The sequence below is a fragment of the Lysobacterales bacterium genome, assembly GCA_014946745.1.
Lineage (GTDB): Bacteria > Pseudomonadota > Gammaproteobacteria > Xanthomonadales > Xanthomonadaceae > Aquimonas.
Genome location: JADCRD010000001.1, coordinates 2,488,754 through 2,513,224 on the forward strand (window position 1 = coordinate 2,488,754; position 24,471 = coordinate 2,513,224).

A 24,471-nucleotide genomic window follows, 5' to 3' on the forward strand; every position below is an offset into this window, starting at 1 on the left:
GGGGGCGGTCCCCTCTATTGAGTCGGGCCGAAGTGTGGCGGTGCGACATTCGGTCGCGGTTGATCAGAGTCAACTGCAGGTGAAGGGCCTGGAGCGTGCGTCACGCGCGTCTTGCAAGCGCCTGATCTGACAACGTTTCGCGCCTCTATACTGACGTCGATGAAAGCGCCCACCGACGTATCGGAAGACAGCGGCACTGCGACCTTGGTCGAGCGCACCGAGCTCGAACGCTGGGCGCGCGCGCTGGGCTTCGCCGCGATCGGCGTGAGCGGCATCGACCTCGGCGAGGACGAAGCGCATCTGCTCGATTGGCTGTCGCAGGGCTGCCACGGCGAGATGGACTATATGCAGCGCCACGGCACCCTGCGCTCGCGCCCGCAGGCGCTGGTGCCGGGCACGGTGCGGGTGATCTCGGCGCGCATGGACTACCTGCCCGAGGGGCAGGCAGAGGCTGAGGCCGCGCTGGCCGATCCGCAGCGGGCCTATGTCTCGCGCTACGCGCTGGGCCGCGACTATCACAAGCTCATGCGCACACGCCTGCAGAAACTGGCCGATCGCATCGCCAAGGCCATCGGCCCCTTCGGCTACCGCGTGTTCACCGATTCGGCGCCGGTGCTGGAGAAAGCCTTGGCGCGCAATGCGGGCTTGGGCTGGATCGGCAAGCACAGCAATCTCATCGACTCGAAGACGGGCTCGTGGTTCTTTCTCGGCGAGATCCTGACCGACCTGCCGCTGCCCATCGACGCACCAGCCAGCAATCATTGCGGCACGTGCACGCGCTGTCTCACCGCCTGCCCGACCGCGGCCATCGTCGCGCCCTACCGGGTCGATGCACGGCGCTGCATCTCCTACCTCACCATCGAGCTGCACGGCGCGATCCCGGAAGAGTTCCGCGTCGCGATGGGAAATCGCATCTACGGCTGCGACGACTGCCAGCTCGCCTGCCCCTGGAACAAATTCGCAAAGCTCAGCGCCGAACCGGATTTCCGGGCGCGCCATGCGCTCGATTCGAGCAGCCTGGTCGAGCTGTTCGACTGGAGCGAGGAGGAATTCCTGCGCAAGACCGAGGGCTCGGCGATCCGCCGGATCGGCCACGAGCGCTGGCTGCGCAACATCGCGGTGGCGCTCGGCAATGCACCGCCTTCGCCCGTGGTGCGCGCGGCGCTCGCAAAGCATCAGGCGCATCCCTCAGCGCTGGTGCGCGAGCATGTCGACTGGGCGCTGAAACGCCAGGACGCGTCAGATCCAGGCTGACGAAGCGGCCACCGGTGAGGGCGTCGGCCCCGGCTGGGGCAAGGCGGATCAAGTCGATACTAAAGTCGATCCGTGGTCGCCAGTCCGGACACCTTTCCGAACTCACTTGCGCCGGATGCGGCATCGCACGCTCGATCCGCTGCCCTACCCTGCAGCGCGCACCGCAGCTCTAACGGCGTCCGCGTTGCCGTCGATCCACTCTGCCCGACACACCTCGCGAGCCGGATGCGCGAGGCCTCAGCCCGCAGAACGAATGCGCTGGAGCAAGGCCTGCGTTAGCGGATCACCGGCAGGCTGCTCCGCGGTCAGCGCGGGCAACAGCTGGTTGGCGAGCTGCTTGCCCAGCTCCACGCCCCACTGGTCGAAGGCATTGATGCCCCACAGCACCGACTGCAGATAGACCGAGTGCTCGTACAGCGCCAGCAGCGCGCCGAGACTGCGCGCGTCGAGCCGCTGCAGGAGAATCAGGCTGCTCGGCCGGCCGCCGGGATAGTGGCGATGGGGATCTTCGCTGTCCTGCCCGCGCGCCAGCGCCTCGCACTGCGCCAGCAGGTTCGACAGCAGGGCACGATGGTTGTCCTCGAAGCCGTGATCGGGCTGCAGCACGCCGATGAAATCCGAGGGCACGATCTGGGTGCCCTGATGCAGGGCCTGGAAGAACGAGTGCTGGCTGTTGGTGCCGACGCCGCCCCACACCACCGGCACGCTGTCCAGTTGCAGCTCGGAGCCGTCAAGACTGACGCGCTTGCCAAGGCTTTCCATGACGAGCTGCTGCAGGAAATCCGGCAGCAGCGCAAGCCGCTGGTCATAGGGCAGCACGGCCTGCGTGGCGAGGCCCAGGCCGCTGCGGTTCCAGACCGCCAGCAAGGCATGCAGCGCCGGCAGGTTGGCCTCCAGCGGGGCTTCCAGCGCATGCGCGTCCATCTCCGCGGCACCCTCGCGCAGATCGTCGAAACCGGCGCGCCCCAGCGCAAGCCGGATCGACCAGCCCACGGCCGACCACAGCGAGTAGCGGCCGCCCACCCAATCCCACATCGGCAGCACACGCTCGGCGGCCACGCCGAACTCGGCGGCGCGCTTGACGTTGGCCGAGACCGCATAGAGCCGCGTGTCGTCGCGCAGCCAGGCCCTCAGCAGTTGGCCATTGAGCAGGGTCTCCTGCGTACCGAAGCTTTTGGACACCAGCACCACTGCGGTACGCGAGGGGTCCAGCGCGGGCAGCAGGCGCGCTGCGGCGTGGCCATCGACATTGGCCAGAAAGTGCACGCGGAAACGCGAACGCGCTTCCGCCGAGAGCGCGTCGACCACCAGACGTGGGCCGAGGTCAGAGCCGCCGATGCCAACGCTGACGATATCGGTGACCGAGCTGCCTTCAAGCGCGGCGCTGAGCCGCTCCATCCGCTCAAGCGTGGCGTGCACCTCGCCGCGCGCCGCCTTGGCCGTGGCGTGGTCGACCAGATCCGAGCGCAGTGCGGTGTGCAGAGCGGGTCGGCCTTCGGTGGAGTTGACGATCGCCCCGCCGAACTGATGCTGCAGTCGCTCCTTTAGACCCAGCCGCTGGGCCTCGCCGAGCAGGGCAGCCAGAGCCCCTTGATCGAGCCGCTGTCGACCGTAGTGCAGTTCGATGCCAGCACCCGCTGCCCGCATGCGCTCCGCCCGGTCTGGTTCGCTGAGCAGGGACACCAGCGAAACCTCGCCCAGCCGGGCGGCATGATCGGACAGCAGCTGCGGATCGATGGACATGGATTGGCGTCTGCGCAAGGAACACGAGCGTGAAGCCTAGCAGCCACCCGCATGCACTGCGGCCCCTCCGCCCGCATGCACCGTGTCCGACTATCGCCATCGGCGAGCGTCACTGCTGACGGGCAAGTCGGGGCTGCACTGCGAACCAAGCAACGGACCGCAGACGGATGAGGCCCCAGCGAGCGTTGCACAGACGCAACACCGCGCTGGTCAGGCATCGCAGGCGGGATCCCCTGCTCGTCTCGCCCAACTCTGCGCAAAAAAAAACCCTCGCGGGATGCCCTGCGAGGGTGGAAACGGAGTGACGATTACCTAGCGATACGCCCTGCTGCTCCTCGGGGGCCAGCGCCTGTCAGTCGCGGCCGTCTCTGGAGACGGAGTCAGAGGCTACGCCTGTCGAAGAGAAAAAACAACACCCGCGATGTTTTTTTGCAACTTGTGCTTTCGAAGTCGCCTTTCTGCCCATGGCTCACTCGACGGCAAACTCAAGGTTATCGATCAAGCGCGTTGAACCGAGCCGGGCCGCCACCAGCACCACCCAATCTCCCTTTCCCCACACCGCAGGGGCCGCGAGCTTAGCGGGGCGGCGAAGTGCCAGGTAGTCCACCTTGAAGCCTTCGCCCGCCAGCGCGTCGGCCCCCCAGGCTTCGATGGCTGCCACCGGCTCACAAGCGCGCAGACGCTCGCGCGCCTCGCACAGCGTCGCGTAGAGAACTGCCGCGCGACGGCGCTCATCGGGCTGCAGGTACTGGTTGCGCGAACTCATGGCCAGACCATCCGCTTCGCGGACCGTCTCGCCGGCTTCGATGCGGGTCGAAAAAGCCAGGTCAGCCGCGAGATGGCGGATCACTGCCAGCTGCTGGAAGTCCTTGCGGCCGAACACGGCTACGTCGGCTTGGACCTGGTTCAACAAGCGGGCCACGACGGTAGCAACACCGGCGAAATGGCCCGGGCGGAATGCCCCACAGAGCACATCCGACAGTTCAGGCACCTCGACCCGGACCGTGCGCTCGACGCCCAGCGGGTACATGGCCTCCACCGAAGGCAGAAACAGCAGATCGCAGCCGGCTTCATCCAGGGCTTTCGCGTCGGCCTCCAACGTGCGCGGATAGCGCGCATAGTCCTCGTTGGGGCCGAACTGGGTCGGGTTGACAAAAATGCTGCAGACCACGCGGTCGGCCTGCCCGCGCGCCTGCGCGATCAAGGCCAGATGTCCTCGATGCAGGTTGCCCATGGTCGGCACAAAGCCGACGCGCAGCCCGGCGCGGCGCCATTCCGACACTCGCGCGCGCAGCGCCTCGACCGATTCGACGCGCTCAAGAGTCATTGGAAGCAGTGCTCCGGCGCAGGGAAGCTGCCGCTACGCACGGCCTCGGTATAGGCGACGAAGGCCGCTTCGACGGTACCAGCACCCGCCAGGAAATCCTTGACGAAGCGCGGCCTGCGCCCGGGGGTCACGCCCAGCAGGTCATGCATGACCAGCACCTGCCCATCGCAGTCGGGGCCAGCGCCGATACCGATCGTGGGAATGGCGATATCGCGGGTGATCTCGGCCGCGAGGCTGGCCGGCACGCATTCGAGCACCAGCAGTTCGGCACCGGCCTCAGCCACGCGCCGTGCGTCTTCGCGCAGGCGCTGGGCGGCCTCGGCGTCGCGCCCCTGCACGCGATAGCCGCCGAGCTTCAGCACCGACTGCGGCGTGAGCCCTAGGTGGGCGCAGACCGGAATATCGCGCGCGCTGAGGAACTCGATGGCGTCCAGTACATGCCCCGCCCCCTCCAGCTTGACGATGGACGCTTGGCCCTCGGCCTGTAGACGGGCCGCAGAATCCAAGGCGCGCTGCGGCGTGGCGTAGCTCTGGTAGGGCATGTCCGTCATCAACACGGCCCGATGCAAGCCACGCGCGACGGCCGCCGAGTGGTAGACCATCTGATCCACAGTGACTGGCAGGGTGCTGGCATGGCCTTGCACGACCATGCCCAGGGAATCCCCCACCAGCACCAGATCGACGCCTGCGGCATCCATGGCGGTGGCGAAACTGGCGTCGTAGGCGGTGAGGCAGACGATGCGCTGCCCCTGCGACTTCATGCGCCGAAAGCTCGGCACGGCCAGCGGAGCCGCAGTGGGCGCGCCCGGTTCGGAGCTGTACATGGTTCGGCCTCGATGACAACGGGCCGCCATGCTACCGGAGCCCACCGTGGATGGGAGGCCATGCCTCTCGCGCCTACTCGACCGCGGGCAGGCGCACGATGCCGTCGCCAGGCAGCGCGTCAGCGATCGCCGCTGCCCTGCCCCAAGCCCCCAGCACCAGATCGGGCGCGATCTCCGCGAGCGGCCACATGACGAAGGCGCGCTCCTGCATGCGCGGATGCGGCAGGACCAGACGCGGGCTGTCGACCACCGCGTCGCCGTGCATCAGCAGATCGAGGTCGATGACCCGCGGGCCGTAGCGCCGCGTGCGCACACGGCCCATCTGCAGTTCGATGGCGAGCAGGGCGTCGAGCAGGGCCAAGGGTTCCAGCGAGGTTTCGAGCCGCGTGACCGCGTTGATGAAGTCAGGCTGATCGAGGTCGCCCCAGGGCGGCGTGCGATACAGGCTGGATGTGCGCAGCACGCGGGTGCACGGCAGGCTCGACAAAGCACGCAGAGCGAGGCCGATCTGGCGCTCGGGCTGATCAAGGTTGCTGCCCAAGGCCACAAAGACCCGGTCGCTCGACATCACGCGACCACCCGCGTCTCAGCCGCGGCGACCGCCGCGGCGACGGCGACGCGGACCACCGCGGCCAGCCGGTGCAGCCTGCTCTAGGCGCTCGGCCAGACCAGCGTCATCGAGATCGAGGGTATCCATCCACCAATCGCGCTCAGGCGCAAGCTCAGGTACGACGGCAGCGCGCAGCTCCAGAAAATCGTAGGCAGCCTTGAAGCGCGGATGCTGGCGCAGGCGGAACACGCGCTTGCGCTGGCGCAGTGGGAAGCGCGACTGCAGGAACCAGATCTCGTGCATGGGCACGCTGAAACGGCGCGGGATCGCAATGCGCTCGGTCTGGCGCAGGGTGACGCGGTCGGCGGCGCGCTGCTCGGCGACGGCCAACTCATGGCCCTCCTCCAGCAAACGCGCCAAGTCCTGCGCATAGGCTGGCCACAGCAAAGCGGCAAACAGAAAGGCAGGAGTGACTGGCTTGTCCTCGCGCACACGCGCATCGGTATTGCGCAGGCCTTCCAGCATCAGCGCCCTGCACTGCCCGCTGCCATCCGCGGCAAGCGCTGCCGCGGTGTCGGGGAACAGCGCCGGCAGCAGCCCGGTACGTTCCAGGCCGAGCAGGCTTTCGACGCCGTGGCCGGACATCAGCATCTTCAGACACTCGTCGAACAGGCGAGCGCTGGACGCATCGACCAGCAGAGCCGCCATCCGCGGAATGGGTGAAGCGGCTTCGGGAGCGATCTCGAAGCCGAGCTTGGCTGCCAGACGCACAGCCCGAAGCATGCGCACCGGGTCTTCGGTGTAGCGCGCCTCAGGGTCGCCGATGAGGCGCAGACGTCGCGCCATTACATCTTCGTAGCCACCGACGAAATCGCGCACCGAGAAATCCTCGATCGCGTAGTACAGGGCATTGGCGGTGAAGTCGCGACGCACAGCGTCGTCTTCGATCGTGCCGTAGACGTTGTCGCGCACCAGCACGCCGTTGTCGACCTCACGATCGCCCGAACCGTCATCGGCGCTGGCGCGGAAAGTCGCGACCTCGATGATCTCCTGACCGTAGACGACGTGCGCGAGGCGGAAGCGCCTACCGATCAGGCGACAGTTGCGGAACAGGCCGCGCACTTCCTCAGGCGTGGCATTGGTGGCGACATCGAAATCCTTGGGAGCGCCGCCGATCAATAGATCGCGCACCGCGCCGCCAACGAGATAAGCGCCGAAGCCGGCTTCATGCAGACGGTAAAGCACGCGCAATGCGTTCGGACTGATCTGCTTGCGCGAGATGCCGTGTTCGGCACGGGGGATGATGCGGAGTTCGCTGACTTGTGGATGCACGAGTATTCGAGGCTGTGGATGCGTGGCGCGCTGCGCCAGCGGATCGACGAAAGGCGCGACCGCTTCGTTCAAGGGGCGCAGGATGTCGCCTCCGCGTGCCATTGTCAGCGGCGGCAAGCCTGCTATACTAGCGGTTCGACTAGAGGCTGAACACCACGCTCCCTTCGTCTAGCGGCCTAGGACGTCGCCCTCTCAAGGCGAAAACACGAGTTCGAACCTCGTAGGGAGCGCCACCTCTTCCCGTCGCGCTGGCAGCGCCAGCCTCTGCACAAGCCTTCCCGCAGCTACCCTCCCGGTCTCCATGGCATTCGTCGTCACCGAGAATTGCATCAAGTGCAAGTTCACCGACTGCGTCGAAGTCTGCCCGGTGGACTGCTTCCATGAAGGCCCGAACTTTCTCGTGATCGACCCGGACGAGTGCATCGACTGCACGCTCTGCGAGCCCGAGTGTCCCGCCAACGCGATCTTCCCCGCTGAGGATGTGCCCGGCGGCCAAGAGCACTTCACCGCACTGAATGCCGAACTGGCGAAAGCGTGGCCGGTGATCACCGTGCGCAAGGAGCCTCCAGCCGACGCCGAGAGCTGGAACGGCAAGCCCGAAAAGCTGAAGCTGCTCGAACGCTGACGCGCTCTTTCGGCAAGGAAGTCGACGCCGAGCGTGAACTAAAGATCCGATGCGAAAAGGGCGACCTACGGGTCGCCCTTTTGCTTGTCTCGATTGCAGCGCATGGCTTACAGCAGGCGCTGGCGCAGCTGCCCGAGCAGGCCGGTCGCCGCTGCGGTAGTCGCCTCGCGGCCATCGGCTGAAACGGCCGACACGCGGCTCTGACCACCGTCGTCGCCCACGCGCACCAGGAAGCTTTCACCCTGATAGCCGACGTTGTAAGCCCCTGCGATTTCGGCGCGCTCGCTGATGCTCACCCCTTCGATGCGCTCGAGCGCGACACCCACGCGACGCCAGACGGAAGCCTTGGAATCCGCGACCTGAAAGGCCGCAGAGCGGGCCGCCAGCTCGGGCACCCGCATCGCCTGAGTGGTGTTTGGCAGGGTGAGGTCCGGCGGCACTTCCAGCGGACGGTTCTCGGGGCTTTCGGCATACGGGCTGCTGCCTCGGAGCCACTTGCAGCCCGACGTTCCCAGCACGCAGGCGATCAGGGCCAGCGAGGCAAGCACGCGCAGCGGGGATTGGGTCAGCATCATCGGGTCTCTCCCTGGAAATTCGGATCCTTCGCCAGCTCGGTCGAGGCAGCGAACTCAGTGGTGCTCAGGTCCGGAAGCAGAGCTTCCATCGCCGGGCGGTTGTCGGCGGCCAGACCGGTCAAGGGCAGTCGCGGGTAGTCGGAGCCCAGGCCCTTGCCTGCCAACAGGGCCTTGAGCGGAATCGGGTTGGGCTCACAGCCCAGGAACGCGAACAGCGGGGCCAGCTTCGCCTCAAGTACCGCGACCGCCTCTGCGCGGCCCGCGCGGGCCAGATCACACAGGCGACGCATCGCTGCCGGCGCGACGTTCGAGGCTACCGAGATCACGCCGTCGGCACCGGCCAACATCGCGCGGCCGCAGGTGGGGTCGTCCCCGCTCAGCACGCTGAACCCCTCGCCGCGCAGCGGCAGCAGAGCTTCCATGCGCTCCTGCTCGGTGCGCGCTTCCTTGATGCCGACGATGCGCGGATGCTGGGCCAGCCGTGCGACGGTGGCCGGCAGCAGATCACAGGCGCTGCGCGCCGGCACGTTGTAGAGGATCACCGGCAGGTCGCCACTCTCGGCCACCGCGATGTAGTGCGCGTAGAGCCCTTCCTGTGTGGGCCGGACGTAGGGCGGGGTCACTACCAGCGCGGCCCGCGCGCCGGCGCGAGCAGCCAGACGGGTCAACGCGATGGTCTTGCGCGTGTTCGACAGGCCGGTGCCGGCCACGACGGCCATCGGACCGGCGAGCTTCAGTGCGCGCTCGATCAGCTGCTGCAGTTCGGACTCGTCCAGCGCACTGCCCTCGCCGGTGGAGCCGGCGACGACGATGCCCTCCGTGCCGCCAACCCGCTGGGCTTCCACCAGCCGGTTCCAGGCATCGAAATCGATCGCGCCGTCATGCGCCGCAGCAGGCGCGGTGAAAGGGGTTGCAAGCGCGGTCAGGCAGCCGGTGATGCGCAAAGGTGGGCCTCGTGGCGGCGCGGGCGCCCTGCGCCCGTCAGTCGAATGGAGAACCCGCGGGTGCCAAGGCCCCGCGGTGCAGCCCGCGATGGTACTGGCCGCGCCGATCCACGGACAAGCCGCGACGGGTGCAGGTCACCGCGTGTTCATGTCGCCGATGTACTGCGGCAGGCGTTAAGCTTGCGGCCGCACGCCACTTTGATCGGACACCGCCTTGAGCGACCCCGCGCCCCGCCCGCAGACCAACGAAAACTACCTGCTGATCAACGCTTTCGCCGTGCATCCGGAATCGCCGCTGCTGCCCGTCTCACGGCGCATCGCCGACAGCGGCTGCAATCTGGTCGATGCGCGTCTGTCCACGGTGGGTCGCGACGTCTCGGTGGTAGCGCTGGCGGTGGGCTCCTGGGACGCCGTGGCCAAGCTGGAATCCTCGCTGGCACGTCTCGAACGCGAAGAAGGCTTGCGCCTCGTGTGGTATCGCACCGCACCCAAGCCGCTGCAGAGCAACCTGTTGCCCTACATCGTCGAGGTCGTGGCCGCCGACAAGCCGGGCATCCTGTTCCAGCTGGCCGATTTCTTCGACCGTCAGGGCATCACGATCGAAAGCCTGCACAGCACCCGCTACCGCGCCATGCAGACCGGTGCCGACATGTTCTCGGCCCAGGTCACCATTGGCATCCCCTCGAACATGCACATCGCCGCGCTGCGCGACGACTTCCTCGAGTTCTGCGACCATCTGAACCTGGACGCGATCATGGACCCGATGAAGTTCTGAGCATGACGAAACCCCTGACCCTGCCCAGACTGAAAGTGGCCCTCGGCTCGGGCGAAACGCTCGACCTCGCGAGCCTCAAGGGTCGCTTTGTCGTCATCTACGCGTACCCGAAGGACAGCACGCCTGGCTGCACCCGCGAGGGTCAGGACTTCCGCGATCTGCACCCGCAGTTCGCGGCGCTGGGTGCGGAGGTGTTCGGGCTGTCGCGCGACTCGGTCGCCTCGCACGCGCGCTTCGCCGAAAAGCAGGGTTTTCCCTTCGCGCTGATCAGCGATCCGGACGAAACCCTGTGCCGTGCGCTCGACGTGATCCAGGAGAAGAGCCTGTATGGCCGCAAGTTCATGGGCATCGAGCGCAGCACCTTCCTGTTCGGCCCGGACGGCGCCCTGATCCAGGCCTGGCACAAGGTCAAGGTGCCCGGCCACGCGCAGGCCGTCCTCGACTCGCTGAAAGCCGCCGCGCATGGCTGAACGCCACGCACGCATCGATAACATCCCCGATACCGAGCGGCCCGCCTCGCCCTGCGATGCGGGCCGTTTCGTTTGCCACCGCAGCACTGCCAGAGGAATGACTTCCCGATGATGAGCCAAGGCAAGCGGATCTACGTGCTGGACACCAACGTGCTGATGCACGACCCGACCGCGCTGTTCAAGTTCGCCGAACACGACATCTACCTGCCGATGGTGGTGCTGGAGGAGCTCGACCACGGCAAGAAGGGCACCACCGAAGTCGCGCGCAACGCCCGCCAGGTCAGCCGCTTCATCAATGAACTCATCGAGGCCAGCGGCAGCAGCAACATCCAGGCGGGCCTCAAGCTCGAGCGCCCGGCCTCGCTCAATCTGCGCGCGCAGCCGGCGATCGGCCGCCTGTTGTTCCAGATCGAGGCCACCGGCACGCAGAAGCGCGAAGGCGCGCCCCTGCCCGACAACCAGATCCTCGCGTCTATCCTCAAGCTGCGCGAGCAGCAGGCCGGCACCGAAGTCGTGCTGGTGTCGAAGGACATCAACCTGCGGATCAAGGCCAGCATCTTCGGCATCCCCGCCGAGGACTACGAGAACGACCGCGCGCTCGACGATTTCAGCCTGCTCTACTCCGGCGTGCGCGAGCTCGACGACGGCTTCTGGGATCGCCATGAGAGCGACCTGCGCAGCTGGATCGAGCGCGGTCACACCTACTACGAGATTCGCGCGGCCGAAGCCGAGGACTGGCGACCCAACGAGTTCCTCTGCTTCAACGGCGACGAGGACGCCGAGCTGCGGGTGATCGGGCCCAAGGGCGACCGCGTCGTGCTGCAGCTGGTGGAGAACTTCCGCGCCAGCTCACGCCAGGTCTGGGGCGTCTCGGCGCGCAATCGCGAGCAGAATTTCGCGCTCAACGCGCTGATGGACCCGGAGATCGACTTCGTCACCCTGCTGGGCACGGCCGGCACCGGCAAGACCCTGCTTGCGCTGGCGGCGGGGCTTGCGCAGACGCTGGACCAGCAGCGCTACCGCGAGATCATCATGACCCGCGCCACGGTCAGCGTCGGCGAGGACATCGGCTTCCTGCCGGGCACCGAAGAGGAAAAGATGACGCCTTGGATGGGCGCGCTGACCGACAACCTCGAAGTGCTGACCAGCCCGCAGGACGGCGGCGCCTGGGGCCGCGCGGCCACCAACGAACTGCTGGCTTCGCGGATCAAGATCCGCTCGATGAACTTCATGCGCGGCCGCACCTTCCTGAGCCGCTACGTGATCATCGACGAGGCGCAGAACCTGACGCCCAAGCAGATGAAGACTCTGCTGACGCGTGCCGGCCCGGGCACCAAGATGGTCTGCCTCGGCAACGTCGAGCAGATCGACACGCCGTATCTCACCGAGACCACCTCGGGCCTGACTTACGCCGTCGACCGCTTCCAGCACTGGCCGCATAGCGCCCACATCACTCTGCGCCGCGGCGAGCGCTCGCGGCTGGCCGACTTCGCGTCGGAGGCGCTGTAACGGAAAGCGCCTGCAAACAAGCGGACGCCTCACGCCGTGTGGGGCGACGCTTGTCCGCGGCAGCGGATGCGCTTGGCGGTCCTCGGGAAACTCAGCCGCCGCTGCCGAGCAACAGCGCCAGGTGGCCAGCAACGCCACGCGACCACACCAGATCGCAGTCGCGGCAGCCGTAGAAGCGCGCTCCGGACAGGAGCCGCACGTCGCGCTCAAGCTTCAACAGCGGCAGGCCTTCGGGCGCAAAGGCGGCACCCGCGCCATCGGAAACAGCGACGCGGCCTTTCACGATGCGGTCCGAGCCACAGTCCGGGCAGGTTTGGGGCGGCCATTCCATGAAGGAACCTTGCTTCGCGGTCGAAGGACCAGAGCCTAGCGGATGCCAAGGCCCTCGATCTGTCCGAGGGCCTCGGCATCGAAGCCCGTCAGCGCGGCGAAGCGGCGGCCGCGCTCGGCGTAGTCGCGGAACTCGCCGAAGCTCGGTGCGCCGGGGCTGAGCAGCAGCACGCCGCGGTCGTCGTCGGATGCGCACGCATCGAGGGCTGTTTCGGCCGCGGCCACCGCCGCCGGCAGATCCGGCGCTTCGAGCAAGGCGAAGCCTGAAGCCGCCGCAGCGCGCAGCGCCAGCGCGATGCGTGGGCCGTTGGCGCCCATGCAGACGATCACCGACGGTGCTTCACTGCGCATCGCGGTGACGAAGTCCGACCAGTCGAGCCCGCGATCATGGCCGCCGACCAGGATCGCCACGCGACGCCCGCGGTAGTGCGCCAGCGCGGCGAGGCTGGCATGCGGCGTGGTGCTGATGCTGTCGTTGACGTACAGCCGCCCGGCCCGCTCGCCCAGCGGCTGCAGGCGATGCGGCAGCGGACGGAAGCTGCGCGCGGCCTGCGCCAGCGGCCGCGCATCGATGCCCAGCGCCTCGATCGCCGCCAGCGCCGCGCACAGGTTGCGCGCATTGTGCGCGCCGGGCAGCGGCAGCTCGGCCGCTTCGAAGACGCGCTCGCTGCCGCGCAGGATGCCGCCGCTCGCGGCGTCGAAATGCCAGCCCTGCGGGGTGCCGAACCACGTCGCATCAGCGCATGCACCGAAGCGCTGCACGAGCGTCGGGCTCTCGGCGTTCAGTACCACTTGCTTCGCGCCCACGCCCTCGATCAGCGCGCACTTGTCGGCGTAGTAGCGCGCCTCGCTACCGTGCCAGTCGAGGTGCTCGGGATAGAGGTTCAGCAGCATCGCCACATCGGGCGCGATGGCATCCGAAGTCTGGTAGCTCGACAGCTCGATGACGTAAGCGTCGAGCGCTGGCGCTGCCAGCGCGCCAGCATCGGCAAGCGGCTCCGCAGTCGCAGCAGGCAGCAGCAGCTCCAGCAGCGGCAGCCCGATGTTGCCAGCCAAGGCCACGCGGCGGCCGCTGGCGCGCAGCAGGTGCGCGACCAGGGCAGTGGTCGTGCTCTTGCCCTTGCTGGCGGTGATGCAGATCACCGGCACCTGCGGGTCGCGTGCGCGGTGCTCGCCAAACCACAGCGCAGTGCCTGAGGTGAAGCGCACGCCGGCCTGCAGCGCCTCGGCAGCCACCCCGCGATACGGGCTGATGCCCGGCGACTTCACGATCCACTCGAAGCGCCGCAGCAGGTCGAGTGATGGCTCGCCGGCATGCAGATCGATCACCTCGCCGAACTCCGCGCGGGCGGACTCGGCTTCGTCGGCGCTGCAGATCAGGGCGAAGCGCTGCGCCGGCAGCGCGCCGAGCAAAGCACGTAGCGCCGCCCTGCCCTCGCGCCCATAGCCCCAGACGGCGGTGGCGCGGCCCTCAAGCGCCGAAATGCGCATGCAGGCGGTCCATCAGCTCCATCGGCACGCCGTGCGGCCCGGCCGGCTGCAGCTGCGCATCCAGCGCCAGCGCCGAGGCATCGAGCTGGGGCAGGATCTCCTCGCGGAAGCGCGCGACCAGGGCGTCCTCGCGCCAGGCCGGGCTTTGTGCGAGATGCGCAAAGGCTGCGCGCGATTCGACGGCCTCGCCCACGCATTCGAAGGGCTTGTGCTCGCGGTATTCGATCAAGGCGTCAAAGCCCGCGGCCAGCTGCGGCTCGTCCAGCAGGTTGCGGCCGAAGATCGACACCAGGCGCGGCTTGGGCATGAAAGGCGCCAGCGCCAGGAACACGAAGTGGCACTTCGGGCAGACCCCGCACCAGCGCTCGGCCGGACGCTCGCCCAGCAGATGGAAATTGCGGTTGCAGCTGGAGAAGTGGCGGTCGTAGCCCTCGATGCGCGCGAACTGCCGCGCGATGGCGAGCTCGGACCAGGGCCGCAGCAGCGAGTAGTAGTGCAGGTCAGCGGCGACCTCGTCGCGCAGCAGAGCGGCGAAGTGCTGCTCGAAGTCCCAGCCCTTGCTCCACTGGTGGTTGACCTCGCCGGTGCCCGGGATCTGGCTGCCGTAGCTGGCCGAGCGCTCGTTCGAGAACACCACTTGGTCGACACCCTGCAGCAGCGCCGCCAGCGCCAGGATCGCCGAGTTGATCGCCGTCACCGGAATGTGGCCGTTGTAGGCGCCCTGGCGGTTCAGCTCGAACAGCTCGGGCGCGATCGCGCGCTCGATCTTCAGGCCCGGCAGGCCGGTGCGTTCGGCGCAGGCGGCGATCAGCTGCGAGCTGCCGATCCAGCTCACGGTCTGCTCGACGCCCAGCGAACGCAGGCTCTCGATCGAGACCAGCGAGTCCTTGCCGCCGCCGATCGCGACCAGCGCGTGTGGACGCAGGCCCAGCGCCGGCGCGGTCGAGGGCGATGGCCCGGGCACGGGGAAGTTGAGCCGCGCTTCGAGGTCGAGCCCGTTGCGGTGCGCGAATTCCCCCAGGCCCAGCCGATAGACCTCGCCCAGCAGGGCGCGCGCCTTCAGCGAGGGCTGGTCGCCTTCGAACACCAGCTGCGGCGGCACGGCGGCCTTGTAGTAGCTGACGCCGGCGATCCAGTGCAGCAGATCCAGCGCACGGCCCACTGCCAGCGCGCGCTCGCCATCCAGCGCGAAGGGCGCGCCCGGAATGCGCAGGCGCTCGGTGAGCAGCGGGCCCTCATCGAAGCGGTATTCCAGCTCGACGGCGCCGGTCTGCGCGTCGAGCCGGCTGGCGACGAAGCGGAAGCTGCGGATCGCGTCGCGATCGAAGGTCCACTCAGTCATCCAGCACATCCTCGCTCGGCAGGGGGCGCAGATTGTAGGTGTTGGCCATCACTGCGCCATAGGCGCCGGAGGTGGCGATCAGCGCAACATCGCCTTCGGCGGTCGCATCCGGCAGGCGACGCCTGCGTCCGAGCACGTCGCTGCTCTCGCAGATCGGGCCGACCACGTCGGCCGGCGCACCGGGCGCGGCGTCGAGCTTCGAGAGATTGACGATCTCGTGATAGGCACCGTACAGGGCCGGACGCATCAGCGCGTTCATGCCGGCGGCGAGGCCGACGCGGCGCACGCCGGACTTCTCGACCACCTGGGTCACGCGGGTCAGCAGCACGCCGGCTTCGGCCACCAGGAAACGTCCCGGCTCGATCCACAGCGCGTATTGCGGATAGGCCTGCTTGAGCTCGGCGAGCGCCGCCGCATAGCCAGCGAGATCGAAGTCGGGCGCGTCGGGCTCGTAGGGCACGCCGAGGCCGCCGCCGACATCGATGCTCTCGATGCTGCCGATGCCGTCGGCGATCGCCGCCAGCTGCGCATAGACCGTGCGCCAATGGCCGGCGTCGAAGACGCCGCTGCCGATGTGCGCGTGCAGGCCGGTGATGCGCGCGCCAGCGGCACGCGCGGCGTCCAGCACCGGCGCCAGCCCGCTGGCCGGCAGACCGAACTTGGCGCCCTTGCCGCCGGTGCGCACCTTCTCGTGATGGCCGCTGCCAAAGCCCGGATCGATGCGCAGCACCAGCTCGGCGCCGCGGAAGATCTCGGGCCAGTGGATCAGCGGATAGGCACTGTCCACGGTCATGCGCACGCCCAGTTCGCGGGCGCGGGCGTACTCGGCGCGCGGCGCGAAGCTGGGCGTGAACAGCACGCGCGCAGCATCAAGGCCCGGCACCGCGGCGAACACATGCTCCAGCTCGCCGATCGACACGCATTCCAGCCCGAAGCCCTCCTGGACCAGCAGGCGCAAGATGGCCGGATGCGGATTGGCCTTGATCGCGTAGTAGCGGCGGTCGACGCAGGCGATGGCGGCGAGATCGCGCGCGCGCTGGCGCACGGTCGGCAGGTGATAGACATAGCGCGGCGCATCGCCCGCACGCAGCAGCAGTTCGGCCGCACGCGCGCGCCACCAGGGCGCGCTGCGCCTGGCCTCGGTGCCGCACAGCTCCAGCCAGCTCGGGCCGAAGACCGCGACTTCATCCACCGGCATCGCGGTGCTGGCGATCAGCATGCCGTGCAGCTTGGGCAGCATGCCCTCGGCCACGGCCTCGTCGACCACGAAGGTCAGGTTGAGGTCGTTCGAGCTCTGCGAGATCAGATGCACGCGCTCGCGGCCGAACTCGGCCAGCACGTCGGAGAGCTTGTGCAGCAGCGAGCGCATGCCGCGGCCGACTAGCGTGATCGCCGCGCAGGGCGCGATCACCTTGACCCGGCAGAAGGGTTCGAGGTCGGCGCAGAGCGCGTCGAGCACGTTGGAGTTGACCAGGTTCTCGGACGGATCCAGCGACACTGTGACGTTGGATTCCGCTGAGCCGATCAGGTCCACCGACAGGCCATGCGCACGGAAGCGCTCGAACACGTCGGCGAGAAAGCCGACCTGCTGCCACATGCCGATCGACTCCATCGACACCAGCACGATGCTGCGGCGCGAGGAGATCGCCTTGACGCCGGGCGGGGCATCGGCGGCCACCGCATCGATCAGGGTGCCTGGAAAATCCGGCCGCTCGGTGTCGCGCACCCACAGCGGCACGCGGCGTTCGCGGCAGGGCCCGATGCAGCGCGGATGCAGCACCTTGGCGCCGGTGGTGGCGATCTCCTGCGCCTCTTCGTAGTCCAGCCGCGAAAGCAGGCGCGCCTGCGGCACCTGGCGCGGATTGGCGCTGAACATGCCGGGCACGTCGGTCCAGATCTCGACGCGGGCGGCCTTCAGCAGGGCGCCGAAATAGGCGGCCGAGGTGTCCGAGCCACCGCGGCCGAGAATCGCGGTGCGACCCGCCGAATCGCGGGCGATGAAGCCCTGGGTGATCAGCAGATCGCCCTGCTGCGCGAAGCGTTCGGCGAAGCCGGGCTCGGGCGTGGTGTGGCAGTTGACCGACAGATGCCGCGACCACGCGCTCTGGTGCGGCAGCTCGATCGCGCGCAGATGCTCGCGCGCATCGACCCAGGCGATCGGATGCCCCTGCGAGCGCAGGTAGGCCGCTCCCAGCGCGCTCGACATCAGCTCGCCCAGGCTCAAAAGCTCGGCCTGCCAGGGGATCTCGGCCGTGGCAGCGCGTGGGTCCGCAGCCAGCGCGCGCAGCTCGGCAAAGCGTGCGCCCAGCACGGGCTCGACATCGAGCCCGAGTTCGGCCGCGAACTCGACGTGGCGACGGACGATGGCTTCGGCGCCCTCGGCCTGCTTCGCCGCATCGCCTGCGGCATCGATGATCGCCTGCAGGGCGTTGGTGATGCCGGACACCGCCGACACCACCACCAGCACTGGCCCGCCCTCGTTGCGGCGGGCGGCCGCGAGTTTCCCGATGTTGTCCCAGCGATGACGTTTCGACACGCTGGTCCCACCGAATTTCAGCACCGACCAGGCAGCGGTCGGGGCGGGCGTCGGGCGGGTGGCAGCGGCAGAAACGGAGGCGGACAAGTTCGGTACTCCTTGAAAGATCATCGGGGTGAGAAAGCGCCGGGCCCAGGCACACGGCGCCGCCAGCGCGGCGGCGCAGCATGCCAAGCGCGAACCTGGCTCGCCAGCGCCCTCGCCGGGATATGTCAGGACCGCATGGCCCAGAGCGGTTGCGAGCGGCGACACGCCGCCGGAAGTTTGACGCAAGCGCAGCGATGCTGCCCAATCACCGCCCCGCCCGTCGCCGGAGTCACCCGCATGCGCACTCGCGAATTCGCCCAGATCGACGTCTTCGCCTGTCGCCCGTTCGGCGGCAATCCGGTCGCCGTTGTGCTCGAGGCCGAGGGGCTGGACGGTGCCGAGATGCAGCGCATAGCGCACTGGACGAACCTGTCCGAGACGACCTTCGTGCTGCCGCCCGAAACGCCCGGCGGCAGTTACCGCGTGCGTATCTTCACGCCCCGCCAGGAGCTGCCCTTCGCCGGCCATCCCAGCATCGGCACCGCACATGCGGTGCTGGAGGCCGGCCTCGCCGCACCCGACGCCGAGGGCCAGCTGATCCAGGAATGCGCCGCCGGGCGCCTGCCGCTGCGTCTGCGCGGCGAAGGCGCGGGGCGCGAGCTGTTCGTGCGCCTGCCCGAGCCGCGCATCGCTCCACTCGCCGGCGCGGAACAGACACAGCTCGAAGACGCGCTCAAGGCACCGCTGACGCCCGCCGCCGCGGTCAATGTCGGTCCCGTGTGGATCGTCGCCGGCCTCGCGTCGAGCGAAACCGTGCGCGCGCTGCAGCCGGATTTTGCCGCCCTTGCCCGACTCAGCCTCGCCACCGGCGCGGTCGGCATCAGCGTCTACGGCCGCGATGCCAGCGGTGAGGCCGACCTGGTCGTGCGCAGCTTCGTGCCGGCCGACGGCATTCCGGAGGATCCGGTCTGCGGCAGCGGCAACGGTGCGATTGGCGCCTACCTGCAGGCCCGCGACGGTCTGCCCGCGCCCAGCTACACCAGCAGCCAGGGCCGCGAATGCGGGCACGACGGCCGCGTCCGCGTCGAGGTCGATCAGGACGGCCGCCTGTGGATCGGCGGCCAGGCCCGCACCTGCATCCGCGGCCGCATTGAGGCTTGAGGAAAGACGCCGCAGCCCGCGCTTGCCTCAGGCGCGCGGATCGGTTGGGATGCCGCGCAGTCCCTGCGCACGAGAGCCGCCCATGCCCGTCATCGAAGTCCGCCACCCTCTGATCCAGCACAAGCTTGGCCTGATGCGCGAGGCGCACATCAGCACTCGCGAGTTCCGCACGCTCGCGGGCGAGGTCGCCTCGCTGCTGACCTACGAGGCCACCAAGGATCTGGAGACCGAGGACGAAGTGATCGAGTGCTGGTCCGGCCCGGTGACGGTGCAGCGGATCAAGGGCAAGAAAATCACGGTCGTGCCGATCCTGCGCGCGGGTCTGGGCATGCTGCCCGGCGTGCTGGAGCTGATCCCGGCGGCGCGCGTCAGCGTGGTCGGCATCGCCCGCGACGAGGACAGCCTGCGGCCGGTCACCTACTACGAAAAGCTGTCCGGCCACATGGACGAGCGCACCGCGCTGATCGTCGACCCCATGCTGGCCACGGGCGGCACGCTCATCGCCACCATCGAGCTGCTGAAGGACGCCGGCTGCAAGCGCATCAAGGGCCTGTTTCTGGTCGCCGCGCCAGAGGGCCTGCAGCGCCTGGCCGACACCCATCCGGACGTCGAATTGTTCACCGCCTCCATCGACGAACGCCTCAATGAGCACGGATACATCCTGCCGGGCCTGGGCGATGCCGGCGACAAGATCTTCGGCACCAAGTAGCGCCGCGCCCAGTTGTTCCGCAGCGGGCTGGAGGGGCGCTCGCGCCGACAGGCCGGGCTTGAAGTGGAACTGCGTGTCGCCCTGCGCGAGCGGCAGCTGTTCGTGGAGCTGCAGCCGCAGATCGAGCTGTCGAGCGGAGCGATCACCTGCGTGGAGGCGCTGGTGTGCTGACGCGCCCGGCCCGCGCTCGCGCCGCAGGCCAAGCCTTGCGCGCGGAATGGAGGGAGGCAGGCGCGGCAAGGGTGAGGCAAGGGTGAGGCAAGGGCGCGGCTTCGGTGGGTCAGACCCACCCTATGGGTCGCCGGGCTTCGCGGATCGATCCAATCGCACCAGGGGGCGCCGGCTCTTGTAGGTTGGGCCAAGCGCAGCGCGGCCCAACAGGCCCCAACCGAGGCGTGGGTCAGGCCTTCAACATCGATGGCCGCGGCGAGGGCGCGGCTTCGGTGGGTCAAGACCCACCCTATGGGTCGCCGGGCTTCGCGGATCGGTCCAAGCGCACCAGGGGGCGCCGGCTGTTGTAGGTTGGGCCAAGCGCAGCGCGGCCCAACACCTCGCCCGAACGTCGCGCGCCCGCTACTTCGCCGGCTCGCGCGCGCCGAAACCTGAGATCGCGATCATCACCGCGCCGACCACGATCGCCGAATCCGCGATGTTGAAGGCCGGCCAGTGGTGCACGTCGTAGTAAACGTCGATGAAGTCGACCACGTAGCCAAAGCGCAGGCGGTCGATCAGGTTGCCGATCGCGCCGCCGATCACCAGCGCGAACGGCAGCGCCTGCCTCCAGTCCGCGCGCGGCAGGCGCGACAGCCAGTAGGCCAACAGGCTGCTGATGACCACCGCCAGACCGCTGAACAGCCACTTCTGCCAGCCGCCGGCATTGCCGAGAAAGCTGAAGGCCGCGCCGTAGTTGTAGAGCAGGGTCCAGTTGAGCAGTCCGTCGATCACCGGCACTGGCCGGTTGTAGTCGAGCGCGCCCAGCGCCAGATGCTTGGTCCACTGGTCGAGCGCGATCACTACGATCGACAGCAGCAGCCAGATCAGGGCGCTGTCGCGCGGCGTCGGTGTGCTTGGAGCCGTCATCAGAAGAACAGCCTCTGTTCGCCGGCGCCGTCGACGTTGTCGACGCAGCGGCCGCACAGCTCGGGATGCTCGGCGTGCTGGCCGACGTCCTCGCGATAGTGCCAGCAGCGCACACACTTCGCGGCTTCACTCGGCAGCGCTTCAACGTAGACCTCCATGCCCTCGACCTTTGCGACTTCGCCGCCGAGGACGGGCTCCGCCGACACCGGCACCAGGCTGAGTTCCGAGGTGATGAACAGAAAGCGCAGCTCGTCCTGCAGATCGCCAAGCTTCGCTCCCAACCCCTTCGAGGTGTCGATGTGCACGGCCGCGCGCGCCTGCAGCGAAGCGCCCAGCTTGCCGGCCTTGCGCATGGGCTCCAGCAGGGCGGCCAGCGCGGCGCGGATCTTGAGCAGCGCGTCGAAATCCTCCGCGTTCAAGGCCGCATCGGCGGGCAGCGGCGCCAGCCCCTCATGCCAGGTCTCGAACAGCACGGACTCCCCGCGCTCACCGGGCAGGTGCTGCCAGATCTCTTCTGCGGTAAAGCTGGTGATGGGAGCGATCCAGCGCACCAGGGCTTCGAGAATGTGGAACATCGCGGTTTGCGCCGAGCGCCGGCCGCGGCTGTCTTCCTGCATCGTGTAGAGGCGGTCCTTCGTCACGTCCAGATAGACCGCGCCCAGCTCGTTGATGCAGAACTGCTGCACGGCCTGGACGATGTCGAGAAACTCGTAGTCATCGTAGGCGCGCAGGATGCGCTGCTGCAGCGCATGCGCCGCCGCGATCGCCCAGCGGTCGAGCAGCAGGAGCTCGTCCAGCGGCAGCAGGTCGCGGGCCGGATCGAAGCCGTCGAGGTTGCCGAGCAGGAAGCGCGCGGTGTTGCGGATACGCCGATAGGCGTCGGTGGTGCGCTTCAGGATCTCGTCGCTGACCGACATCTCGTTGCGGTAGTCGGTGGACGCCACCCACAGGCGCAGCACGTCAGCGCCCAGCGTATCCATCACCTTCTGCGGGGCGACCACATTGCCCAGCGACTTCGACATCTTGCGGCCCTGCGCATCCACGGTGAAGCCGTGCGTCAGCACGTGGTGATACGGGGCCTTGGCGTACATGCCGGCCGAGGTCAGCAGCGAGGAGTGGAACCAGCCGCGGTGCTGGTCCGAGCCCTCGAGGTACATCACGCGGTAGTCGTCGACACCCTTGGCTGACAGCTCTTCGCGGGCCTCGACCACGCAGTAGTGGGTGACGCCCGAGTCGAACCAGACATCCAGAATGTCGGTGACCCGGTCGTACTGATCCGCCTCGGCGCCCAGCAGCTCGGCCGCATCGAGGTCGTACCAGACGTCGACGCCGCCGGCCTGCACGCGGTCAGCCACGCGGCGCAGGATCGCCACGCTGTCGGGGTGGATCTCGCCCGTCAGCTTGTGTACGAACAGCGCGATCGGCACGCCCCAGGTGCGCTGGCGGCTGATGCACCAGTCGGGGCGGTTTTCGATCATGCCGTGGATGCGCTCCTGGCCCCACTCCGGCACCCAGCGCACGTTCGGAATGGCATCGAGCGCGGCGCGGCGCAGGCCGTTCGCGTCCATGCTGATGAACCACTGCGGGGTGGCGCGGAAGGCCACCGGCGTCTTGTGGCGCCAGCAGTGCGGATAGCTGTGCAGCAGCTCGCCCAGCGCCAGAAGAACGCCGCGCTCGCGCAGGGCTTCGATCAGGACCGCATTCGCCTTCCAGATGAACTGGCCTTCGACCAGAGGCGTGCCCGGCAGGAACACGCCATTGCCGCCGACCGGGTTGATCTCGGCCGCGCTGTAGTGCTCGGTGATGCCGTATTTGGCGCAGACCGCGAAGTCCTCCTGGCCGTGGCCCGGCGCGGTGTGCACCGCACCGGTACCGGCGTCGGTGGTGACGTGCTCACCGAGCAACACAGAAATTTCTCGTGCGTCGATGAAGGGGTGCTTGAGCTTGAAGCCCTCCAGCGCCGCGCCCTTGGCACGGCCGAGCACGGCGGGTTCCGCCAGGCCGTAGCGCTTGGCGACGTCGGCAAGCAGGGCTTCTGCCACCACCACGCGCACCAGCGCATGGCCCTCGCCTGCGGCTTCGACGAGTACATAGTCGAGCTCACCGCCCAGGCTGACCGCGAGGCTGGCCGGCAAAGTCCAAGGCGTGGTGGTCCAGATCGGGATCGCGATCGGCGCGCCGTCCGTTCCGACGCCGAACACAGCGGCGATCGCGGACTGATCAAGCGCCACGTAGGCCACATCGATCATCGGCGAGGTCTTGTCAGCGTACTCGATCTCGGCCTCGGCCAAGGCCGAGCCGCAATCGAAGCACCAGTGCACCGGCTTCGAGCCGCGGCTCAGGTGACCGTTCTCGACGATCTTCGCCAAAGCCCGCAGCATGTCGGCTTCGAAGCTGAAGTCCATCGTGCGGTAGGGATTCTCCCAGTCGCCCAGCACGCCCAGGCGCTTGAAGTCGCGACGCTGCACCTCGATCTGCTCGGCGGCGAACTCGCGGCACTTGGCGCGGAAAGTTCGCGCATCGACTTTCTGCCCGACCTTGCCGACCTGCTTCTCCACCGCCAGCTCGATCGGCAGGCCGTGGCAGTCCCAGCCCGGCACATAGGGTGCGTCATAGCCGGAGAGCAGCTTCGACTTGACCACCATGTCCTTCAGGATCTTGTTCACCGCATGGCCGATGTGGATCGAGCCGTTGGCATAGGGCGGGCCGTCGTGCAGCACGAAGCGCTTGCTGCGGCCTTGGGTCTTCTCGCGGATCTGCGGGTAGCGGCCGGCGGCCTCCCAGGCGGCGAGCATCTCGGGCTCGCGCTTCGGCAGGTCGCCGCGCATGGCGAAGGCGGTTTCCGGCAGGTGGATGGTGGGCTTGTAGTCTTTCGGTTCCGAACTCACGCCGGGCTCCAGCTTGCAGAACGGCCGAGCGCGGCCGCGGGGACAGAGGACAGGATCTCGCGCGCCCGGGCCGCATCGCGGTCCATCTGCACGATCAGGGCGGGGAGATCGGGGAAGTTCAGCTCATCGCGCAGTTTGGCGACGAACTCGATCGACAGACGACGACCGTAGAGGTCGCCACTGAAGTCGAATATGTGGGTTTCGAGCAGCGGCTCCCCGCCCTGCACCACTGGCCGCGTGCCCAGGCTGGCCACGCCGGCCAGGGGCGCGTCACCGATGCCGTGCGCACGCACCGCGTAGACGCCCCACAACGCCGGCACGCAGCGGCCGAAGCGCTGGTTGGCAGTGGGATAGCCCAGCGTGCGGCCGAGCTGCTGGCCGCGCACCACGCGGCCCGAGATCGCATACGGGCGCCCCAGCAGACTGGAGGCCAGCTCCAGCGCGCCGGCCGCCAGCGAATCGCGGATGCGCGAGCTGGATACGCGCTCGCCGTCAACGCAGGTGACGATGTCCAGCGCGTGGGCCGCCAAGCCGAGCTCGGCGCCCATTCGCTTCAGCAACTCCACGTCGCCGGCGCGGCCGCGGCCGAAGCGGAAGTCGGGCCCCACCCAGACCTCGCGCGCATTCAGGCGCTTGACCAGCACCTCGCGCACGAAGTCCTCGGCGCTCATCGACGCAAGTGCCGCGTTGAATCGCAGCAGGCCCACGGCATCGCAGCCCAGCGCCGCCAGGCCTTCGAAGCGCGAGCGCGGCAGCTGCAGCCGCGCAGGAGGGTTGGAGCGGGCGAAGTGCTCGCGCGGCAGCGGCTCGAAGCTGAGCGCCACCGCCTGCAGGCCAGAAGCGCGCGCACGCGCCACCACCTCGCCCAAAAGGGCGCGGTGGCCAAGGTGCAGTCCATCGAAGGCACCGACGCAGACGATGCTGCCGCGCGGCGCGATGCAGGGCCCGAGCGGGTCGCGGAATAGGCGGGTCATGGGGG

At 68.3% G+C, this 24,471-nt stretch carries 22 protein-coding genes and 1 tRNA gene; 9 read left to right on the forward strand and 14 right to left on the reverse strand.

Features of this window, described 5'->3' with window-relative positions; translation table 11 throughout:
* The first annotated feature begins 159 nt into the window (after window positions 1-159).
* On the forward strand, window positions 160-1,254 hold the full coding sequence (queG, locus tag H4O13_09855; GenBank protein ID MBE5315694.1) for a tRNA epoxyqueuosine(34) reductase QueG: 1,095 nt from the start codon (window positions 160-162) through the stop codon (window positions 1,252-1,254).
* 237 nt (window positions 1,255-1,491) lie between these two features.
* Here the strand turns inward: queG and pgi are convergent, their stop codons facing one another.
* The 5 genes from pgi to pcnB all read right to left on the reverse strand — a co-directional run bounded on the left by pgi (window position 1,492) and on the right by pcnB (window position 7,132).
* Window positions 1,492-2,997 carry a glucose-6-phosphate isomerase gene (gene pgi, locus H4O13_09860; protein MBE5315695.1) on the reverse strand — a complete coding sequence of 502 codons (1,506 nt, stop codon included), beginning with the start codon at window positions 2,995-2,997 and terminating at the stop codon, window positions 1,492-1,494.
* 469 nt (window positions 2,998-3,466) lie between these two features.
* Entirely contained in the window at window positions 3,467-4,324 is an 858-nt protein-coding gene (locus H4O13_09865; GenBank protein MBE5315696.1) for a pantoate--beta-alanine ligase, read from the reverse strand.
* Window positions 4,321-5,148 carry a 3-methyl-2-oxobutanoate hydroxymethyltransferase gene (panB, locus tag H4O13_09870; GenBank protein MBE5315697.1) on the reverse strand — a complete coding sequence of 276 codons (828 nt, stop codon included), beginning with the start codon at window positions 5,146-5,148 and terminating at the stop codon, window positions 4,321-4,323. The genes H4O13_09865 and panB overlap by 4 nt, the downstream gene beginning before the upstream one ends.
* A gap of 73 nt (window positions 5,149-5,221) precedes the next feature.
* Window positions 5,222-5,716, reverse strand: coding sequence for a 2-amino-4-hydroxy-6-hydroxymethyldihydropteridine diphosphokinase (gene folK / locus H4O13_09875; GenBank protein ID MBE5315698.1), 495 nt, complete (start codon window positions 5,714-5,716; stop codon window positions 5,222-5,224).
* Between the two features lie 18 nt (window positions 5,717-5,734).
* Entirely contained in the window at window positions 5,735-7,132 is a 1,398-nt protein-coding gene (gene pcnB / locus H4O13_09880; GenBank protein ID MBE5315699.1) for a polynucleotide adenylyltransferase PcnB, read from the reverse strand.
* A 55-nt stretch (window positions 7,133-7,187) separates the two neighbouring features.
* Here pcnB and H4O13_09885 point away from each other — a divergent pair.
* Together H4O13_09885 and H4O13_09890 are read left to right on the forward strand one after the other, a co-directional pair.
* Window positions 7,188-7,263, forward strand: a tRNA-Glu gene (locus H4O13_09885).
* A gap of 68 nt (window positions 7,264-7,331) precedes the next feature.
* A complete protein-coding gene (locus tag H4O13_09890; GenBank protein MBE5315700.1) occupies window positions 7,332-7,655 on the forward strand; it encodes a ferredoxin family protein in 324 nt (107 codons plus the stop codon).
* Between the two features lie 107 nt (window positions 7,656-7,762).
* On the opposite strand, the gene H4O13_09895 is transcribed toward H4O13_09890, so the two are convergent.
* Together H4O13_09895 and H4O13_09900 are read right to left on the reverse strand one after the other, a co-directional pair.
* A complete protein-coding gene (locus tag H4O13_09895) occupies window positions 7,763-8,227 on the reverse strand; it encodes a hypothetical protein (protein MBE5315701.1) in 465 nt (154 codons plus the stop codon).
* Window positions 8,227-9,174, reverse strand: coding sequence for a 4-hydroxy-tetrahydrodipicolinate synthase (locus H4O13_09900; GenBank protein MBE5315702.1), 948 nt, complete (start codon window positions 9,172-9,174; stop codon window positions 8,227-8,229). The genes H4O13_09895 and H4O13_09900 overlap by 1 nt, the downstream gene beginning before the upstream one ends.
* Window positions 9,175-9,388: 214 nt before the next feature.
* Here H4O13_09900 and H4O13_09905 point away from each other — a divergent pair, with 214 nt between their 5' ends.
* The 3 genes from H4O13_09905 to H4O13_09915 all read left to right on the forward strand — a co-directional run bounded on the left by H4O13_09905 (window position 9,389) and on the right by H4O13_09915 (window position 11,928).
* Window positions 9,389-9,949 (forward strand): glycine cleavage system protein R, encoded by a 561-nt coding sequence (locus tag H4O13_09905; protein ID MBE5315703.1) that lies wholly within the window; start codon window positions 9,389-9,391, stop codon window positions 9,947-9,949.
* A 2-nt stretch (window positions 9,950-9,951) separates the two neighbouring features.
* The gene (locus H4O13_09910; protein MBE5315704.1) at window positions 9,952-10,419 is read left to right on the forward strand and encodes a peroxiredoxin; all 468 of its coding nucleotides are present in this window, start codon (window positions 9,952-9,954) and stop codon (window positions 10,417-10,419) included.
* Between the two features lie 111 nt (window positions 10,420-10,530).
* Window positions 10,531-11,928: a PhoH family protein gene (locus H4O13_09915; protein MBE5315705.1), complete on the forward strand. Its 1,398-nt coding sequence runs from the start codon at window positions 10,531-10,533 to the stop codon at window positions 11,926-11,928.
* 91 nt (window positions 11,929-12,019) lie between these two features.
* Here H4O13_09915 and H4O13_09920 read toward each other — a convergent pair whose 3' ends face one another.
* The 4 genes from H4O13_09920 to H4O13_09935 all read right to left on the reverse strand — a co-directional run bounded on the left by H4O13_09920 (window position 12,020) and on the right by H4O13_09935 (window position 17,738).
* A complete protein-coding gene (locus H4O13_09920) occupies window positions 12,020-12,211 on the reverse strand; it encodes a hypothetical protein (protein ID MBE5315706.1) in 192 nt (63 codons plus the stop codon).
* A gap of 83 nt (window positions 12,212-12,294) precedes the next feature.
* A complete protein-coding gene (locus tag H4O13_09925) occupies window positions 12,295-13,749 on the reverse strand; it encodes a UDP-N-acetylmuramoyl-L-alanine--D-glutamate ligase (protein MBE5315707.1) in 1,455 nt (484 codons plus the stop codon).
* A complete protein-coding gene (locus H4O13_09930) occupies window positions 13,730-15,091 on the reverse strand; it encodes an endonuclease domain-containing protein (protein MBE5315708.1) in 1,362 nt (453 codons plus the stop codon). Before H4O13_09930 ends, H4O13_09925 begins: the two co-directional genes overlap by 20 nt.
* On the reverse strand, window positions 15,084-17,738 hold the full coding sequence (locus H4O13_09935) for a bifunctional aspartate kinase/diaminopimelate decarboxylase (protein MBE5315709.1): 2,655 nt from the start codon (window positions 17,736-17,738) through the stop codon (window positions 15,084-15,086). Before H4O13_09935 ends, H4O13_09930 begins: the two co-directional genes overlap by 8 nt.
* Window positions 17,739-17,951: 213 nt before the next feature.
* Between H4O13_09935 and H4O13_09940 the strand changes: the two genes are divergently transcribed.
* From H4O13_09940 to H4O13_09950, 3 genes are all read left to right on the forward strand, one after another.
* Window positions 17,952-18,815 carry a PhzF family phenazine biosynthesis protein gene (locus H4O13_09940; protein MBE5315710.1) on the forward strand — a complete coding sequence of 288 codons (864 nt, stop codon included), beginning with the start codon at window positions 17,952-17,954 and terminating at the stop codon, window positions 18,813-18,815.
* An 82-nt stretch (window positions 18,816-18,897) separates the two neighbouring features.
* Window positions 18,898-19,524: a uracil phosphoribosyltransferase gene (gene upp / locus H4O13_09945; GenBank protein ID MBE5315711.1), complete on the forward strand. Its 627-nt coding sequence runs from the start codon at window positions 18,898-18,900 to the stop codon at window positions 19,522-19,524.
* A gap of 12 nt (window positions 19,525-19,536) precedes the next feature.
* The gene (locus tag H4O13_09950) at window positions 19,537-19,695 is read left to right on the forward strand and encodes a hypothetical protein (protein MBE5315712.1); all 159 of its coding nucleotides are present in this window, start codon (window positions 19,537-19,539) and stop codon (window positions 19,693-19,695) included.
* 402 nt (window positions 19,696-20,097) lie between these two features.
* On the opposite strand, the gene lspA is transcribed toward H4O13_09950, so the two are convergent.
* The 3 genes from lspA to H4O13_09965 are packed head-to-tail and all read right to left on the reverse strand — an operon-like array spanning window position 20,098 to window position 24,466.
* Complete coding sequence (gene lspA, locus H4O13_09955) at window positions 20,098-20,604, reverse strand: signal peptidase II (GenBank protein ID MBE5315713.1); 507 nt, start codon at window positions 20,602-20,604, stop codon at window positions 20,098-20,100.
* Entirely contained in the window at window positions 20,604-23,492 is a 2,889-nt protein-coding gene (ileS, locus tag H4O13_09960) for an isoleucine--tRNA ligase (protein MBE5315714.1), read from the reverse strand. Before ileS ends, lspA begins: the two co-directional genes overlap by 1 nt.
* Window positions 23,489-24,466, reverse strand: a complete 978-nt coding sequence (locus H4O13_09965) for a bifunctional riboflavin kinase/FAD synthetase (protein ID MBE5315715.1) — start codon at window positions 24,464-24,466, stop codon at window positions 23,489-23,491. Before H4O13_09965 ends, ileS begins: the two co-directional genes overlap by 4 nt.
* Window positions 24,467-24,471: the final 5 nt, after the last annotated feature.

Coding starts and splice junctions, on each gene's coding strand:
- pgi (MBE5315695.1), bottom strand. CDS start 2,997: ATGTCCATCGATCCGCAGCTGCTGTCCGATCATGCCGCCCGGCTGGGC.
- lspA (MBE5315713.1), bottom strand. CDS start 20,604: ATGACGGCTCCAAGCACACCGACGCCGCGCGACAGCGCCCTGATCTGG.
- H4O13_09890 (MBE5315700.1), top strand. CDS start 7,332: ATGGCATTCGTCGTCACCGAGAATTGCATCAAGTGCAAGTTCACCGAC.
- H4O13_09925 (MBE5315707.1), bottom strand. CDS start 13,749: ATGCGCATTTCGGCGCTTGAGGGCCGCGCCACCGCCGTCTGGGGCTAT.
- H4O13_09910 (MBE5315704.1), top strand. CDS start 9,952: ATGACGAAACCCCTGACCCTGCCCAGACTGAAAGTGGCCCTCGGCTCG.
- queG (MBE5315694.1), top strand. CDS start 160: ATGAAAGCGCCCACCGACGTATCGGAAGACAGCGGCACTGCGACCTTG.
- H4O13_09865 (MBE5315696.1), bottom strand. CDS start 4,324: ATGACTCTTGAGCGCGTCGAATCGGTCGAGGCGCTGCGCGCGCGAGTG.
- upp (MBE5315711.1), top strand. CDS start 18,898: ATGCCCGTCATCGAAGTCCGCCACCCTCTGATCCAGCACAAGCTTGGC.
- H4O13_09935 (MBE5315709.1), bottom strand. CDS start 17,738: ATGATCTTTCAAGGAGTACCGAACTTGTCCGCCTCCGTTTCTGCCGCT.
- H4O13_09895 (MBE5315701.1), bottom strand. CDS start 8,227: ATGCTGACCCAATCCCCGCTGCGCGTGCTTGCCTCGCTGGCCCTGATC.
- panB (MBE5315697.1), bottom strand. CDS start 5,148: ATGTACAGCTCCGAACCGGGCGCGCCCACTGCGGCTCCGCTGGCCGTG.
- H4O13_09930 (MBE5315708.1), bottom strand. CDS start 15,091: ATGACTGAGTGGACCTTCGATCGCGACGCGATCCGCAGCTTCCGCTTC.
- H4O13_09940 (MBE5315710.1), top strand. CDS start 17,952: ATGCGCACTCGCGAATTCGCCCAGATCGACGTCTTCGCCTGTCGCCCG.
- H4O13_09965 (MBE5315715.1), bottom strand. CDS start 24,466: ATGACCCGCCTATTCCGCGACCCGCTCGGGCCCTGCATCGCGCCGCGC.
- folK (MBE5315698.1), bottom strand. CDS start 5,716: ATGTCGAGCGACCGGGTCTTTGTGGCCTTGGGCAGCAACCTTGATCAG.
- H4O13_09915 (MBE5315705.1), top strand. CDS start 10,531: ATGAGCCAAGGCAAGCGGATCTACGTGCTGGACACCAACGTGCTGATG.
- pcnB (MBE5315699.1), bottom strand. CDS start 7,132: ATGGCACGCGGAGGCGACATCCTGCGCCCCTTGAACGAAGCGGTCGCG.